Source organism: Streptomyces sp. NPDC008121, assembly GCF_042957155.1.
GTDB lineage: Bacteria > Actinomycetota > Actinomycetes > Streptomycetales > Streptomycetaceae > Streptomyces.
In genome coordinates, this window is sequence record NZ_JBIBHT010000018.1 from 24669 (window position 1) to 37418 (window position 12750).

The following is a 12750-nucleotide window of genomic DNA, read 5'->3' on the forward strand; positions in this document are numbered from 1 at the left end:
TGGGGTGAGTGCCCGAGGTGGCTGTCGGCCTGCCTCGAAATGCAGAACGCCCGCGCAGAGGCGGGCGGGGTGCTGAGGGAAGGGGTGGCTGTCGGCCTGCCCCAGGGCTGTCAGGTGTACGGGTCCTGCTTGCGGGCCAGCAGCGCCATCCGGGCGGCTGCCCCGAGGGTCTGCTTACGCGGCGCCTGCGGCCCATCGGTCCGGACGAAGAACTTGCGGAGCTCGTCCTGCCGGGCGAGGCTCCGCACCTCCTCGATGTCGGCCCCGACGTGCGCGGCCAGCGACCGGAGACCGGCCGAACTGTCCGGGTAGGCGGGGATGTTGACCGGGGCGACGTCGACCAGCTGGGCGGCCAGCAGGGTCCGCTTCGGGAACCCCTGGTCGGTCATGCCCCAGTCGTCCTCCACCGTGCGGAACGCGAAACTCGACTTGCGGACATCGCCGCGGGAGACGAGCTCCAGGATGTCGGCTCGGGCCTGCGGCGGATCGACGTCATACATCAGCCCGGTGTCGTCCAGCAGGAGGCGCAGCGTGCCGCCGGCCACCGTGCCGAGGAGCATGTTGTCGTCGTGGTTGTAGCGGGCGATGACGTCCGGCCAGCCGTCACCCCGGCTCTTGTTGAACGCGCGGCTGTCGACGACCTCGACGAACCCGCCGAGGTTCGACGACTCGCGGTTGAAGACGGCTGCATAGCCGTTGATGGTGCGCTGCTCCTGGGCGGCCCGCAGCTCGACGGGCACCGCTGTGTAGCGCCTCTCCAGGTCGGCCACGGTAGGCCTCCTCACGGATTGGGGTTGGGGTCGTCCGGCCCGGGGGCCGGATCGCTTGTAGGTCCGCCGAGCATCGACACCGGCAGGTACGGCTGCCCCTGCCCGTCCGGCAGTGGCGGCAGGTCTTCCAGCGCCCGGATGTCGTCCCGGTTACGCCACCCGTCCTCCAGCGCCTGGTGATGCGCCTGGTACCGGGTCATCAAGTCGACGCGGATCATCGCGTCCACGTTGAACTTCACGAACTCGCGGCCTGGCATCAGCGCGGACAGCTTCGCCTCCAGCCGGGCGAGCCACGGGCGCAACGTGAACCCGACGAAGTTGATCGCGTTCTGCTCCACGTTCGCGTAGGTCATCGACCCGCCGGAGTCGCCGCCCACCATCTCCGGCGGCACACCGTAGATCGCCGCGATCTGAGAGGCGTTCAGCCGCATCGTCTCGATGAACTGCGACTCTTCCGGGTTGACCTTCAACGCGGTGAAGTCCCAGTCGCTGCCGTAGACCAGCGGCTTCCGCGCACGCACGCGGGCGGCCAGCCGGTCACTGATCTCCTCGGCCTCATCCGGGTTGATCGTCTTCCCGGAGTTCTTCATCACCGCCGGAGGCGTGCCCCCGTTGTCGAACCAGGACAGCCCGTACTCCGTGGCGGACAGCCCCACCCCGATCGTGCGGGCGAACACCTGCACCGGCGACAGGCCAACGACCCTGCCGGGCAGGGCCACCCACGGGATGTGGACGATCTGCTCAGCGGGAACGATCTGGCCCTGCCAGTAGAAGACGGGCAGCGTCGGGCGCAGCTCGTCCACCCACACGTCGTCCGGGTTCAACCACTCGATCGACGTCGGAAACCCGAAGTCGTCGCGGGCGGTGATGAGCCCGTAGGCGTTGCCCCGTAGCGCGAGAGACACGACCGCCTTGTGCAGCCACTCGAAGAGGTTGTCCCGCGCCGCCGGCGCGAACAGCAGCGAGGGGACGAACGTGAGGATCTCCCGCGACCCGCCGTTGCGTCGGTAGGTCTGCACCGGCAGCGACGCGATCGAGTCGGCGAGGATCCGCACGCACGCGAACAGGGGGATCAGGGCGACCGCCCGCTCGGGCGAGACCGACCCCATCCCGGATCCGCCGCCGCCCCACGGCAGTGACGTGATGGCCCGCTTACTGACCCCGCCCAGCCACCGGAACGGCCGCGCCAGGACACGCCCCATCTGCCGCCACCCGCTTACCGCGGGCGGCGGACCACCGGCGTAGTACACCCCGTCGGGGCCAAGAGTTGGGCCCACCACAGATCCCTCCTCACAGCACCGAGCTGCTCGTGTCGTAGTCGTCCAGTACGGCCGGCCCCTTGGCCAGCAGCGCCCACCGGGCGATCGTCACCGCGAAGAACGGCGACACATCGGCCAGGGACTTCGTGCGGTCCAGCGTCCACGCGTCTCCGACCCGGCGCGTCCGTGCCCCGTTCACCGCGGCGGTCAGGGGCGCCTGCTCAACGTGGGCCAGCAGGCCCTGGGTCATGGCGTCGGCCATCTGCCCGCACGCCTCGACGATGTCGTTCGTTCGCAGCACCGCCAGATGCCCGCGGTGCGGATGCTCCTTGTCCGCCGGGGCGGTGATCCCGGCCTTCACCAGGTCGTCGATCAGCGACCCGGCCGGGGCCCCGGACGACGCGATGGCGACCAGCAGCGGGTCCCGAGCCTTCTTCAGCCGCACCAGCGCGGGCACCACCCACGCGGTCCCGCCGCGGCGGTCCACCAGCTCCACATGGACCCGCCCGTCGGCACGGACCGACGCCACACCGATCGAGGCGTGCGCCCGGTCCTGGGAGACGTCGACCGTGAACACCACATCCCCGCCCGCCTTGCTGCCCGCGTCGGCCAGGCCGGGCCACGAGCCCTTTGGAACGTTCGGGTCGGTGGGCGGTGTCGCCTTCCGAGTCCGGTTCAGATAGGCCCGGTCGAACTCGGCCGGGTCCATCTTCTCCAGCTCCGCACGGATGATGTCCTCGGTCACCGTGTGCCCCAGCGCCGGGAGCGTCGCCCGCCACGTCGCCGGGTCGTCCCGGGGCATGTCGTCCGGGGCGTACCACTCGAAGTACGCCACGGACGGGCGCTCGCCGGTCTCCCACAACCGCTCGATGTGCTCCCGGCCCGCGGCCCGCTTCTTGTTCAGCCACACGGACTTCTCCGTGCCACCCGCCGAGGCCCACCACAACTGCGCCATGGGCCGGGTCAGCATCGCCGGGCTGAACGCCTGCTCCAGCCGGTCGTCCTCGTGGGCGAACGCCTCGTCGATGACGCCGAGATCGAGCGGCGGCCCGTGCCCGGCCTTCTCCGTGTTCGCGGTGATGCCCATCAGGGAGCGCGTCGCCCGCCAGATGATCGCCTCGTTGCCGTTCGACTTGCGGACCCGGATCCGCTTCGCCAGCGGAGACGCCAGGATCGTCTCGGCGAACTCGTCCTCCCACCGGGTGCGGGCCATGCCGCGGGTCTGCGCCGCGTACACCACCCGCTGTCGCGGCCACGCCGCGATCCGGTGGACCTGCACGCCGAGGATCTGCTGCGTCTTGCCCTGCTGACGGCTGACGCTCAGGCCCACCTCGCGGTGAGCGAACCGGCCCGTGGCAGGGTCGATCTCCAGCGCGACGTCCATCACGTACTTCTGCCACGGCATCGGAGGGAACCCGAGCCGCGTCATCACCGCCCACGCCTTCGGGCCCAGGCTCGGGAACTCCGGCCGGCGCGGGGTGCCCCAGCGCGGCGGGCACGTCAGCCCGTACAGGTCCAGGCACTGCGCGGCAAACTCCGGTGGCGGCGCCCACGTCTCAGACGGCTCCGAGGTCAGCGAGGTCGTCGTCATCGTCATCGTCCACGGCCCGCCCCTCCACCAGCGCGGCCACCGTGGCCCGCAACTCCCTCGCCAGCTGCGGCAGGATCCGCGGATCGTTCGGCACCTGCACCGTCGCCCCGCACTCCTCGCACGCCACCGGCCGCATCCCGTCCATCTGCCGGGCCAGCCGGAACGCGACCGCAGCGTGAGTCGGCTCCATGTCCTGGAGATCGCCCAGGGCCTCGATGTCGTCGGCCAACGCCGCCTCCACCGGCCCCGCGTCATCCGACCGGGCAGGAACCGCAGCAGCAAGGGGCGCTGGGGCGGCAGGGGCGAGCGGCAGCAAGGCCACCACCGACACCCCCAGGACGTCCGCCACGGTCACCAGGTCGTCGATGTCGATGCGCCGGGTCCCGGCCTCCATGCGGCTGACGATCGGCTGCGACACCTGGCGGCCGGCCACCGACAGCCGCTCGGCCAGACCCTGCTGGTCCCACCCGCGGGCCTCCCGCAACCGGGCAATCGCCAGGCCCGCGTACACGCCGGCCTCGCCGATCTCCAGCGGCCTGGCTGCCATGGCATACCTCCCGCCGTCCGGGTATCAGAGATCGCATACGGGCTGGTCAGGGCCGGGGGGAGAAAAATAAAAGCTGGGCGCGGGGCTGGGATGAGCCTGCCTCAAATAATCACAACCGGCGTGGCGCTCTGACCTGCGGTGATGCGTTGCCTTGGTGTCAGGCGTACCAGTCGCGTGAGGTGTTGAGCCGGGGCGCCTGGGTGCTGGCGCCCTTGGCCCCGTTGCAGTTGCGGCCGCAGGTGGGGCAGCGGTTGATGCCGTGTGCGGGTGCCCAGTTGCCCTGGTCGCGGGGGTCGGCTCCGGCGGCGACGGGGGTGATGTGGTCCACGACGTCGGCGGCGGGGTGGCCGCACAGGTGGCAGATGTCGGAGGCGGCGAGAAAGGCGGCGCGGGCCTTGCGGTAGCCGTAGGCGGTGAGGTCGGTGCGTCCGGCCATGGCCACCTCCGAGCATGCCGAGGCCCGGCGGTGCGCTGGGCACGGCCGGGCCGTGGTGGATGCGGCTACTGGTTGCGTCGGCGGAAGAGGCAGACGAGGGCGATGCGTTCGCCGGTGAGCGCCTTGCCTTCGGCGGCGGCCATGTTCTGGAGCATCCATCCGGCGGACTCGACGGCCTGGATCTGGTCGGCGATGCCGGTCATGGGTGCGGTGGCCTTGCTGTTGGTTGTGGCCTCGATGAACTTGTAGACGAGGACGTAGTCGCCCTTGTTGTAGGCCTCGCGTGCTCGCTTGCCGGCTTCCTGCGCCTTGGCGTCGTTCATGAACCCCATGTGGCCCCCTGAGCAGTGGTGAAGGCGCCACGCTTCCATATGTGGGGGTGGTGTGATGGGGGTGTCATCGTCCTGTGACATGACGAAGCCCCCGTGGTGGCGGGGGCTGGGGTTGTTCGGGCATGCCGAACACGGGTTGAGTGTTACACCCGCTGTGACTGCTGGTCAAGCTGCGTTGGTGGTGGGCGTGCTGGTCAGCTCGTTGAGGTTGATGAGGGTGCGGCCTGCGTGGTCGTGGCCGTGGTGGGTGAGTTTGCCTCGGTGGAGCCAGACGCGGAGGGTGCCGGGTCGGATGCCGGTGGCGGTGTGGGCGGCGTAGAGGTCGACGAGGACGGGGCGCATGGGTCCAGTGTGCATGGGTGAGCCCCGCCGACGGGGTGTTGGCGGGGCTCGGTCCGTAGCGCGGCAGCCAGCTCGCGATCCGGGTGGGTGGTGCCTGATGCGGTCAGGCTACGCCCGGGGACTGACAGTGGGGGCTAGTGGGTGTGGGCGGGGTAGTGGCCGCCGCATTGCGGGCAGTACGGGAGCGGCGGGAAGTCGAGGCCGAGGGCGGCAAGGAGGTCTCGGATCATGCTGCGTTCACGTCCTTGCGGATCGGGGTGACGGTGATCTGAGCCCCGCTCGCGTCGCGGGTCACCACCACGTTGTTGGTGTTGGTGTTGGCGCCCTGACCTGCGGCAACAACACCAACAGGACCCGGGGGAGTGGTCGGGGAGAGGGGGGCTGGAACGTCGTCCCGGTGGACTCCCGGCCCGTTACCGACACCGGACACCCGCACGCCCTCCCGGACACGGACCCCTGCTTCAGCGAGCAGGGCACGGACGTCCTTGGTGGTCCAGCCGCGGCCCTCGTACTCGTCCAGGAGCTGGTCGCGGAGGCGGGTGAGGAGCACGCCCGTGCCGGTGCCGAGTTCGCGGACGATGTCGGCCATGTCTGCCGCGTCCGGGCCGTCTTCGACGCCCTCCTCCTTCTGTTCGCCGTCTTCGCCAGCGGTGGTGGGGCGCCCGGCCCACCAGGCGGTGACGCACCAGGCGGTCAGGAGGGCCCAGAGGGCGCGGCGTTCGGCGAGGGCTACTCCCCCGACGACCCAGCAGACGGCGGCGAGGGCGGCAAGGCGGGCGAGGCGTTCCTTGGGTTCGACGTCGTCCCAGAAGGCGCGGGCGGCGCGGGCGGTGCCTGTGCCGATGCGGGTGACGTGGGGTGCAAGGTTCACTGGACTACTCCGGCGTACCAGGAGCCTGCGACGTTGACGGCGGAGGCGAGGGGGACGGCGGCCATCCCGGCGATGCCCTGGGAGAGTCCGAGGAGGATTCCGGCGAGGATGCCGAGGGCGGTCTGGAGGCGGGGGAGCTTCCTTGACCAGAGGTACAGGCCGATCATGACGGCAGTCCAGATCGCGAAGATCATGTAGCCGCCGTCGGTGAGGACGACCGGGTTGGCGCGGGTGACGTCGGGGCTGTTCCCGCCGATGCCCCAGACGAGGTAGGCGTAGCCGATGCCGTCGCCGCCCCAGAGGCCGAGGCGGGTGATGAGGCCGAGGGCGCTGACGGGGCCGGCGGCGAGAACGGCGAGGATGCCGAAAGCGAGGGCGACGGCGAAGGGGATCAGTTGCTTCCAGTCGCGGCCTCCCCCGTCGTCGCTCTTCTTGCCTCCGCCGCCTTTCTTCCACCAGCGGAGGGTGACGAGGACGACGATGATCGTGCCGAAGGTGATGCCGCCGAGGCTGACGGCGGTCGAGCCGAGGTTCACGGTGTGGTCCTCAGTGTGGGATGGCCGCGGCGAGTGCGGCGAGGGTGAGCACGAGGGTGAGGGTGCCGAGGAGGCGGGGTACCTCGTCGGCGGCGAGCGCGCAGAGTCCGGTGAGGGCGAGGAGGGCGACGCCCGCGAAGAAGCCGAGGGCAGTCATCCGTAGCCGCCCTTCATGCCGTCGGCGTTGCGGCGAGCACGGCGAACAGCGGCGGCGACGGACTGCCGATCAGCGTCGGGGCGGCGGGCGCAGATGGCGTCCACGGCGTCCGTGTTGTTCGGGGTGTTCGCGACGTGTTCGCGGGCGAGGTCGGCGATGCTCGGCTGTTCGCGATCGATGTTCGCGCTGGTCGCGGCGTGTTCGGCGAGCGCGGGGGGCGGGGTGCTCGCCGGGGTGATCGGGGGCGTGATCGGGGTGTTCGCGATCTGCTCGGGCTCGTGATCGGTGTTCGCGATCGGGGCGATCGGCTGGTCGCTCATGGCGAGCGCGAAGGGTGACTGGCGCTCGATCTCGGCGCGCATCTCCAGCCGCTCCAGGGTGATCTCGAAGTCGGCGCGGTCGCGGGCGGCGGTGATCCGGGCCTGCTGCTGGATCCGCTCGATCGTCGCTTCCGCCTCGCGCTGCTCCTTGCGGCGGGTCGCTTCGTGGAGGCGTGCGGCGTACTCGCTGTCGCGCAGCACCCCGTGAATTTCGGCCTCCTGCTCTGGCGTCAAGGCGGCGGGGTCGCGGAGCGCGGAGAGCGCGAACGACCAGACGATCTTGCCGACGATGACGACGAACGGTCCGGCGATGGCCTGGGCGGCGCTGTCGGCTCGGGCGCCGTGGAGGACGAGGAGGAGTGCGACACCAAGGGCGATGGCCCACCCGGCGAGGGGCGCGGCCCAGCGGGGGCCGATGCGCTTGTACTCGGCCCACAGGACGGTGAGCCAGCCGATGTCACCGGCGACGGCGACGGACAGGCCGAACGGTCCGGACTCCATGAGGTCGGTGATCGCGTATCCGGACCAGATGAGGGAGAGGCCGGCGAGAGTGGCGGCGCCGTAGAAGACGCGGGGGCGGGCCATCAGATGTTCCTCGCGGCGTCGTTAATGCGGAGGGCGTAGGCGTCGGGGGTTTCGCCGGGGTGGATGGTCGGGAGGGCTTGGGCGGCGATCTCGGTGGCTTCGTCGGCGACGACTGCCGGGAGCCCGGCGGTGAGGGCCAGAGACGCTGCGAGGAAGCACGCGTTGAGGGTGTCGAGGGTGAGGGGCTTGAGCGGGTCCTCGGACTGGAGGGTGCTGGCGAGGCAGGTGAGGATTTGGTTCGCGTGGGACGGCTTGGTGAGGAGGAACCAGATGCCGAGTGCGAAGGCGGCGCCGCTCATCGGCTGGCCTCCTTGTCGAGGGCGGCGACGAGCTGCCGGAGGCGCATCTCCAGCTGGACGGCGGCGCGGAGCATGGCCTGGTGGTCGTGGATGTTCGCGGTGCTGCTCTCGGCGAGCTGCTCGCGGGCAACGTCGATCGCCATGTCCAGCGGGAGGGCGCACGAGGCGTCGGTCTCCGGGGCGTACAGCGGGGTGTACGAGGTGGTGGGGTCGGTGTTCATGCGGTCACCGCCGGGCGGGGGGTGTGGTGGAGGCCGAGCGTCAGCCGGTCGCGGCGCCGCATCAAGGCGCCGGTCGCGGCGGCGCGGGTGCCGGTGTCCTGGGTGAGGGTGCGGCAGCGGTCGCAGTGCTTCTCGTGGACGGCTCGCGCGGCGTCGGTGTGCGACGTCGGGGTGCCGCAGGTGCAGGTCCAGTCGCCGCAGAGGGGGCAGGCGTCGTCGCTGTCGTCGTCGAACGGCTGCATGACCGGGGCCGGGGTCGTGGGCGTCAGGCAGGTGCAGCCGACCACGCGGCGGCAGATGGGGCAGCCGTTGGCGACGGTGCCGGTGACGCCGTCCGCGGTGCGGATGATGGTCACGGTGCGGCTGGCGGCGCGGCCGATGATGCCGACGGCGATGAGACGCCGGTCGGGCGGGGTGCTGCTCTGGGCAGCGGGCATGCGAAGATGCCGAAGGTCCATGACGAGGCTCTCTCTCGTTCTGGGCAAGTGCCGGGGCGCTGATACGCCTCGGTGCGTTAGGGGTCGGGCGACGCGGCCGCTCCTGGGTGTTCCACCACCCGGGGAGCTGTCGTCCGGCCCCGTTTCTATTCGGTTGTGCGGCCCTGGGGCCGGTACTTCTTGATCGCGTTGGAGACGGCGGTGTAGCTCTTGCCGACGTCCTTCGCGACCTTGTAGACGGTGCCCAGCTCGTCGAGTCCTTCGGCGAGTGCGGCGCCGCGCCGTTCGGCGGCTTCCAGTAGTTGGGCTTGGAGCTGTTCCACCAGCTCGTCTTCCCGTCTGAACCGGGCCCGCCAGGGGTCCTTGTTCATGCCGCTGACGCTATCACAGGGGGGTGTGATAGTCCAGCGTTCAGGCTGCGGCGCGGGCGTCGGCGTCGATGAGCGTCTTGAGCCCTGCCCACATGGCCGGCGGGTACGTGATGCCGCACCACGAGCACGTCACCACGGTCTCGCCGTGGCCGAGCCGGAGCACCGCACCGCAGACCCCGCCGTCGTCGTGGACCGCCGGGCAGGTCCCGATCCGGGTGCCGCGCACCTGGTCGACGGCGGGGGCGACGATCGACTGGACGTCACGGGCAAGGGCCCGGATCTCCCCGGCGAAGAGGCCGGCCTCCGACCACGACACGGCGATCCAGGGGAGGTTGGCGAGCAGCCCGGCCACGGCGGCGTTCAGGCGGCCCTCGACCGACCCGACAGGGGCCAGAGGGCGCATCCCCCGCTCCTTGCGGACGGCGGCCAGCCAGCCCTCTGCGACGCCGACGATGCCGCCGGGGGCCCGGAGGTCGAGGATGTCCTCGCGGACGGGCAGCGGGGCGTACACGGGGCTGCTGGCCCGTCCCTGGCCAACGGCTGAGGTCGGGGCGAGGAAGGGCAACAGCCCGTCGTAGAGGGCGGGGAGGCATTCCAGGCGGACGCGGGTAGCTCGGGTGCAGGTGGGGCAGAGCTGGCCGCCGGTGGGGTCGGGCTGGTCGCAGAGCTGGCAGAGGTCCACGGTTGCTCCTGATCGTGCGGTGGGACGGGGTGCGGGGTGGCCGCCCGGGTGGGGTCCGGGCGGCCGACGGGGTCAGGTGGTGGGGAGGTTGTTCTGGATGGCGAGGTCGATCGCGGCGAAGGTCGGGCCCTGTGCTCCGGTGGGGGCGATGTCGGCGAGGGCTCGCACCCTGTTGAGGGCGGCCTCCAGCTCGCGGACACGGGCCTCGGCGGTGAGGGCGCGGTCCTGTAGCCGTCCGGCGTGATCGGCCCAGCGGTTGCGGGACCGGTGCAGCCGCTCGGCCCGCTCGTACAGCTGGTCGAGGGCGTCGCTGGTGAGGTCGTCGAGCCGGATGCGGGGCGAGGGGTGGTGTGCCCCGGCGGCAGCCTCACCAGCCAGACGGCGGAGCCCGAGGGCGACGTCGTGGACTGCCTGGCAGTAGCGGGGGTCGCTGGCCGGGTCCGAGTCGCGGAGTACGCCCTCCAGGAAGGCGGCCCGCTCGTTGAGGATGGCTGCCCGGTCGGCAGGTGCGTCCAGTACGGCGAGGACTGCGTCGGCGTGCTCCCCGTACTCGTCGGGCTCCATCAGCTCGTCGGGCAGCCAGGTGAACCCGGACGCCTCGCCGATCGCCCGGCGGATGCGGTCCCGGGTCGCGGCCCGGTCGGCAGGCGCGGGCGGGGCAGTGCTCTCGGGTCCGGCGAGCGCGTTCCGGAGCGCGGCCGTGCGCTCCGGGTCCAGCTCCACCCAGTACGGCTCACCGCCGGGTCCGGACAGCAGGACGGTGGTGGTGTCGTCGTCGCCGTACATGACGTCGTCGAGACCCCACCGAAGCTGGATCGGCTCCCGCTCCTCGGCGGTCTCGACGGCGGCAGCGTCCTCGCGCCGCCACTGCTCCTCGCGATCGCGCAGCTTGAGTTCGACGTCCGCCGCGCCTTCGTGGTCTCGGTCCTCGCGAGCCTGCGCGGCCAGCTCGGAGTACGACTGGCGGATCTCGTTGCGCTTCGCCTCGCTCGTGGTGCCGAGGAGCGGGCACGGGCCGCCGTTGCACGCCCCGCTGGTGCCGCACTGGGGGCACGTCGTGGTGCCGAGGAGCTGCCGGGCCACCACCAGGGCGTGCTGGTTCGTCTGCTGCCCCACCCACGCGTCCCGCTCGCGCTCGTCGCCGGGCTCAGACCACACCCCAGCCGCGCCGCGCACCGTGGCGTCGTACTCTGCGGCCGCACGGTCAAGCCAGTCGGCCAGGGCAAGGCCGACCCCGGGGTGCAGCAGGGCGATGTGCTCGGCGTCTTCCTCGATGTACACGTGGGCGACCGGGTTGCACTCCCCGGACGACTGAAGCGCAGGGGGCATGATCACACCGGCCGCGTCGCCGACGGTGATGTAGCCCTGGTGGTCAAGGTCGCGCCAGATCGCCCACGCTCCTTCGGTGGCGGTCGCAGCAGCGGCCCGCAGCTTCTCGGCGGCGGCGCGCAGTTGGTCGGCGGGGCGGTCAGCGGGGGTGGGTGTGGTGGGCATCAGGGCTCCTGTCGGTACGGTGGTGGGGCGCCCGCCCCGGATACACGCCGGGGCGGGCGCACTGCTGGTCATGCGGCGTCGCCGAACAGCGACGGGGTGTGGTGCAGCTCGTCCAGCCAGCTGGTGAGCTTCGGCAGGTTGGTGTCCGGGCCGAACGCCAGGTAGGTGCCGTCGGCGGTGTCGCATCCGAACCACTCGGCGGTACGCAACCTCTGCCGGCTGTTGACCCGGCCCATGTGCACGGCCTTGCCGCGGGCCCTGGCCTCCCGGGCGAGGCGCTCGGCGACCGGCCCGGTTTTCCACTCGGTGGACCCGGCAAGGAACAGCACGTCGAACTCAGCCCAGGGGATGCCGAGTTGGTCGCAGCCGTCCTGTGCGGCAAACGCTGCGGGGATGCCCAGCTCACGGATGCGGGGCAGCCAGGGCAGGGACTCGGTCAGGGTTCCGGCGGCGTCGAACGGGACGTCGGGTGCGACGGCCCACAGGCACCGGTCCTGGCCGTACCGGGTGGCGGTGTTCTCCAGCCACGTGTACCACCGGTCGGCGCCGGGCCAGCCCTTGCCGAACTTCCCGTTGTCGCAGGCGTACAGGGCGTGGTCGGGGATGCGGTTGCCTTGGGCGGGGGTGGTCATGCAGCCGAGGAGTCCGGCGGACATGGCGGCGCGCACGTCAGGCCCGGACGGTGTGCCGAGGTAGAGCATGCCGCCGCCTCCTCACGGTGATGACGAGAAGGACGGGCAGGAGCGTGGCCCACAGGATCTTGCCGACGAGCTGGCCGCCGACGGTGGCGGTCGTAACCGGGAACCCGGCCAGGTACAGGAACAGCAGGGTGTCGACGAGGGCGCCGATGACCCCGGAGGCGAGGGCGGCCCGCGCCCATCCGCGGGTGCGGAGCGGGGTGTAGACGCCCATGTCGGTGGCTTCGGCGAGGAGGAACGCGGCGGCGGAGGCGAACGCGAGGGCGGGGCTGGTGGCCGCGGTGAGTGCGGTACCGATGCCGATCCCGGTAACAGCCCACCGGCGGCCGAGGGTGTCCTGTACGGCGTCGCGGGCGAGGAGCGTGGCTCCGGCGGCGAACGTCCCGGCGGTGGTGGTGAGACCGAGGCCGACGGGGACCATGCCGTGGCGGGCGGTGAGCCAGTTCGCGGCGGCGATGGCTCCGATGTACCCGGTAAGGGCTGCGGGGCCGGTGGCGGGGTGCTGCATCGGGGTGCTCCTGTGGTGGGTGGTGGTCACCGGGTGTTGCGGGCCCGGTGCACGTCGTGCCGGCGGACCCGGGTCCCGCCGTGGCTGGTGCACAACACCCCGGGCTGGCTGCCGCAGGTCGGGCACGCAACCGCAAGGGCGGGGAAGTTGGCGGGGCGGTCGGGCATATCGGGACTCCGGAGGTCGAGTTGGCCGGGGATGGGGTCGGGCGGGGGCTGGTCAAGAAGGGCGCGGGTACGGTCCAGGGCGGCCGTCACTGCGGGACTCATGGGTTCCTCCGTGATGTGATGGGTG

19 protein-coding genes and 1 pseudogene are annotated in these 12750 nt (G+C 71.5%); all 20 read right to left on the bottom strand.

Annotated elements, in window-relative coordinates:
* Positions 1–110: 110 nt before the first annotated feature.
* Positions 111–770, bottom strand: coding sequence for an HK97 family phage prohead protease (locus tag ACFZBD_RS33020; protein ID WP_176724439.1), 660 nt, complete (start codon positions 768–770; stop codon positions 111–113).
* An 11-nt stretch (positions 771–781) separates the two neighbouring features.
* Positions 782–2020: a phage portal protein gene (locus ACFZBD_RS33025; RefSeq protein WP_391146953.1), complete on the bottom strand. Its 1239-nt coding sequence runs from the start codon at positions 2018–2020 to the stop codon at positions 782–784.
* Between the two features lie 40 nt (positions 2021–2060).
* Positions 2061–3620 (bottom strand): terminase, encoded by a 1560-nt coding sequence (locus ACFZBD_RS33030; RefSeq protein WP_391146955.1) that lies wholly within the window; start codon positions 3618–3620, stop codon positions 2061–2063.
* Positions 3586–4167 carry a helix-turn-helix domain-containing protein gene (locus ACFZBD_RS33035; protein ID WP_391146958.1) on the bottom strand — a complete coding sequence of 194 codons (582 nt, stop codon included), beginning with the start codon at positions 4165–4167 and terminating at the stop codon, positions 3586–3588. Before ACFZBD_RS33035 ends, ACFZBD_RS33030 begins: the two co-directional genes overlap by 35 nt.
* Before the next feature lie 157 nt (positions 4168–4324).
* Positions 4325–4603 carry an HNH endonuclease gene (locus ACFZBD_RS33040; RefSeq protein WP_391146959.1) on the bottom strand — a complete coding sequence of 93 codons (279 nt, stop codon included), beginning with the start codon at positions 4601–4603 and terminating at the stop codon, positions 4325–4327.
* 65 nt (positions 4604–4668) lie between these two features.
* The gene (locus tag ACFZBD_RS33045; RefSeq protein ID WP_093820469.1) at positions 4669–4935 is read right to left on the bottom strand and encodes a hypothetical protein; all 267 of its coding nucleotides are present in this window, start codon (positions 4933–4935) and stop codon (positions 4669–4671) included.
* A 165-nt stretch (positions 4936–5100) separates the two neighbouring features.
* Positions 5101–5277: a hypothetical protein gene (locus tag ACFZBD_RS33050; protein ID WP_391146961.1), complete on the bottom strand. Its 177-nt coding sequence runs from the start codon at positions 5275–5277 to the stop codon at positions 5101–5103.
* Positions 5278–5503: 226 nt separating this feature from the next.
* Complete coding sequence (locus tag ACFZBD_RS33055) at positions 5504–6148, bottom strand: hypothetical protein (RefSeq protein WP_367497232.1); 645 nt, start codon at positions 6146–6148, stop codon at positions 5504–5506.
* Positions 6145–6684: a hypothetical protein gene (locus tag ACFZBD_RS33060; protein ID WP_367497234.1), complete on the bottom strand. Its 540-nt coding sequence runs from the start codon at positions 6682–6684 to the stop codon at positions 6145–6147. The genes ACFZBD_RS33055 and ACFZBD_RS33060 overlap by 4 nt, the downstream gene beginning before the upstream one ends.
* Before the next feature lie 10 nt (positions 6685–6694).
* Positions 6695–6841: a hypothetical protein gene (locus ACFZBD_RS33065; RefSeq protein ID WP_391146964.1), complete on the bottom strand. Its 147-nt coding sequence runs from the start codon at positions 6839–6841 to the stop codon at positions 6695–6697.
* Complete coding sequence (locus tag ACFZBD_RS33070; RefSeq protein WP_391146965.1) at positions 6838–7746, bottom strand: hypothetical protein; 909 nt, start codon at positions 7744–7746, stop codon at positions 6838–6840. The genes ACFZBD_RS33065 and ACFZBD_RS33070 overlap by 4 nt, the downstream gene beginning before the upstream one ends.
* Positions 7746–8045: a hypothetical protein gene (locus ACFZBD_RS33075; RefSeq protein ID WP_391146968.1), complete on the bottom strand. Its 300-nt coding sequence runs from the start codon at positions 8043–8045 to the stop codon at positions 7746–7748. The genes ACFZBD_RS33070 and ACFZBD_RS33075 overlap by 1 nt, the downstream gene beginning before the upstream one ends.
* A complete protein-coding gene (locus tag ACFZBD_RS33080; RefSeq protein ID WP_391146970.1) occupies positions 8042–8266 on the bottom strand; it encodes a hypothetical protein in 225 nt (74 codons plus the stop codon). The genes ACFZBD_RS33075 and ACFZBD_RS33080 overlap by 4 nt, the downstream gene beginning before the upstream one ends.
* Positions 8263–8703 (bottom strand): hypothetical protein, encoded by a 441-nt coding sequence (locus ACFZBD_RS33085; RefSeq protein ID WP_391146972.1) that lies wholly within the window; start codon positions 8701–8703, stop codon positions 8263–8265. Before ACFZBD_RS33085 ends, ACFZBD_RS33080 begins: the two co-directional genes overlap by 4 nt.
* A 146-nt stretch (positions 8704–8849) precedes the next feature.
* Positions 8850–9074 carry a hypothetical protein gene (locus tag ACFZBD_RS33090; RefSeq protein ID WP_093820482.1) on the bottom strand — a complete coding sequence of 75 codons (225 nt, stop codon included), beginning with the start codon at positions 9072–9074 and terminating at the stop codon, positions 8850–8852.
* Between the two features lie 40 nt (positions 9075–9114).
* A complete protein-coding gene (locus ACFZBD_RS33095) occupies positions 9115–9756 on the bottom strand; it encodes a hypothetical protein (RefSeq protein ID WP_391146973.1) in 642 nt (213 codons plus the stop codon).
* Between the two features lie 72 nt (positions 9757–9828).
* Positions 9829–11250 carry a hypothetical protein gene (locus ACFZBD_RS33100; protein ID WP_391146975.1) on the bottom strand — a complete coding sequence of 474 codons (1422 nt, stop codon included), beginning with the start codon at positions 11248–11250 and terminating at the stop codon, positions 9829–9831.
* 68 nt (positions 11251–11318) lie between these two features.
* On the bottom strand, positions 11319–11951 hold the full coding sequence (locus tag ACFZBD_RS33105) for a hypothetical protein (protein ID WP_391146977.1): 633 nt from the start codon (positions 11949–11951) through the stop codon (positions 11319–11321).
* Positions 11920–12456 carry a VUT family protein gene (locus ACFZBD_RS33110; RefSeq protein ID WP_391146978.1) on the bottom strand — a complete coding sequence of 179 codons (537 nt, stop codon included), beginning with the start codon at positions 12454–12456 and terminating at the stop codon, positions 11920–11922. Before ACFZBD_RS33110 ends, ACFZBD_RS33105 begins: the two co-directional genes overlap by 32 nt.
* Before the next feature lie 26 nt (positions 12457–12482).
* Positions 12483–12750, bottom strand: a pseudogene (locus ACFZBD_RS33115) (hypothetical protein); the annotation flags it as partial.

Excerpts from the sequence above, each read along its gene's own strand:
- ACFZBD_RS33050 (WP_391146961.1), bottom strand. The coding sequence starts at position 5,277 with ATGCGCCCCGTCCTCGTCGACCTCTACGCCGCCCACACCGCCACCGGC.
- ACFZBD_RS33075 (WP_391146968.1), bottom strand. The coding sequence starts at position 8,045 with ATGAGCGGCGCCGCCTTCGCACTCGGCATCTGGTTCCTCCTCACCAAG.
- ACFZBD_RS33030 (WP_391146955.1), bottom strand. The coding sequence starts at position 3,620 with ATGACGACGACCTCGCTGACCTCGGAGCCGTCTGAGACGTGGGCGCCG.
- ACFZBD_RS33035 (WP_391146958.1), bottom strand. The coding sequence starts at position 4,167 with ATGGCAGCCAGGCCGCTGGAGATCGGCGAGGCCGGCGTGTACGCGGGC.
- ACFZBD_RS33045 (WP_093820469.1), bottom strand. The coding sequence starts at position 4,935 with ATGGGGTTCATGAACGACGCCAAGGCGCAGGAAGCCGGCAAGCGAGCA.
- ACFZBD_RS33065 (WP_391146964.1), bottom strand. The coding sequence starts at position 6,841 with ATGACTGCCCTCGGCTTCTTCGCGGGCGTCGCCCTCCTCGCCCTCACC.
- ACFZBD_RS33105 (WP_391146977.1), bottom strand. The coding sequence starts at position 11,951 with ATGCTCTACCTCGGCACACCGTCCGGGCCTGACGTGCGCGCCGCCATG.
- ACFZBD_RS33100 (WP_391146975.1), bottom strand. The coding sequence starts at position 11,250 with ATGCCCACCACACCCACCCCCGCTGACCGCCCCGCCGACCAACTGCGC.
- ACFZBD_RS33110 (WP_391146978.1), bottom strand. The coding sequence starts at position 12,456 with ATGCAGCACCCCGCCACCGGCCCCGCAGCCCTTACCGGGTACATCGGA.
- ACFZBD_RS33085 (WP_391146972.1), bottom strand. The coding sequence starts at position 8,703 with ATGCCCGCTGCCCAGAGCAGCACCCCGCCCGACCGGCGTCTCATCGCC.
- ACFZBD_RS33090 (WP_093820482.1), bottom strand. The coding sequence starts at position 9,074 with ATGAACAAGGACCCCTGGCGGGCCCGGTTCAGACGGGAAGACGAGCTG.
- ACFZBD_RS33040 (WP_391146959.1), bottom strand. The coding sequence starts at position 4,603 with ATGGCCGGACGCACCGACCTCACCGCCTACGGCTACCGCAAGGCCCGC.
- ACFZBD_RS33080 (WP_391146970.1), bottom strand. The coding sequence starts at position 8,266 with ATGAACACCGACCCCACCACCTCGTACACCCCGCTGTACGCCCCGGAG.
- ACFZBD_RS33070 (WP_391146965.1), bottom strand. The coding sequence starts at position 7,746 with ATGGCCCGCCCCCGCGTCTTCTACGGCGCCGCCACTCTCGCCGGCCTC.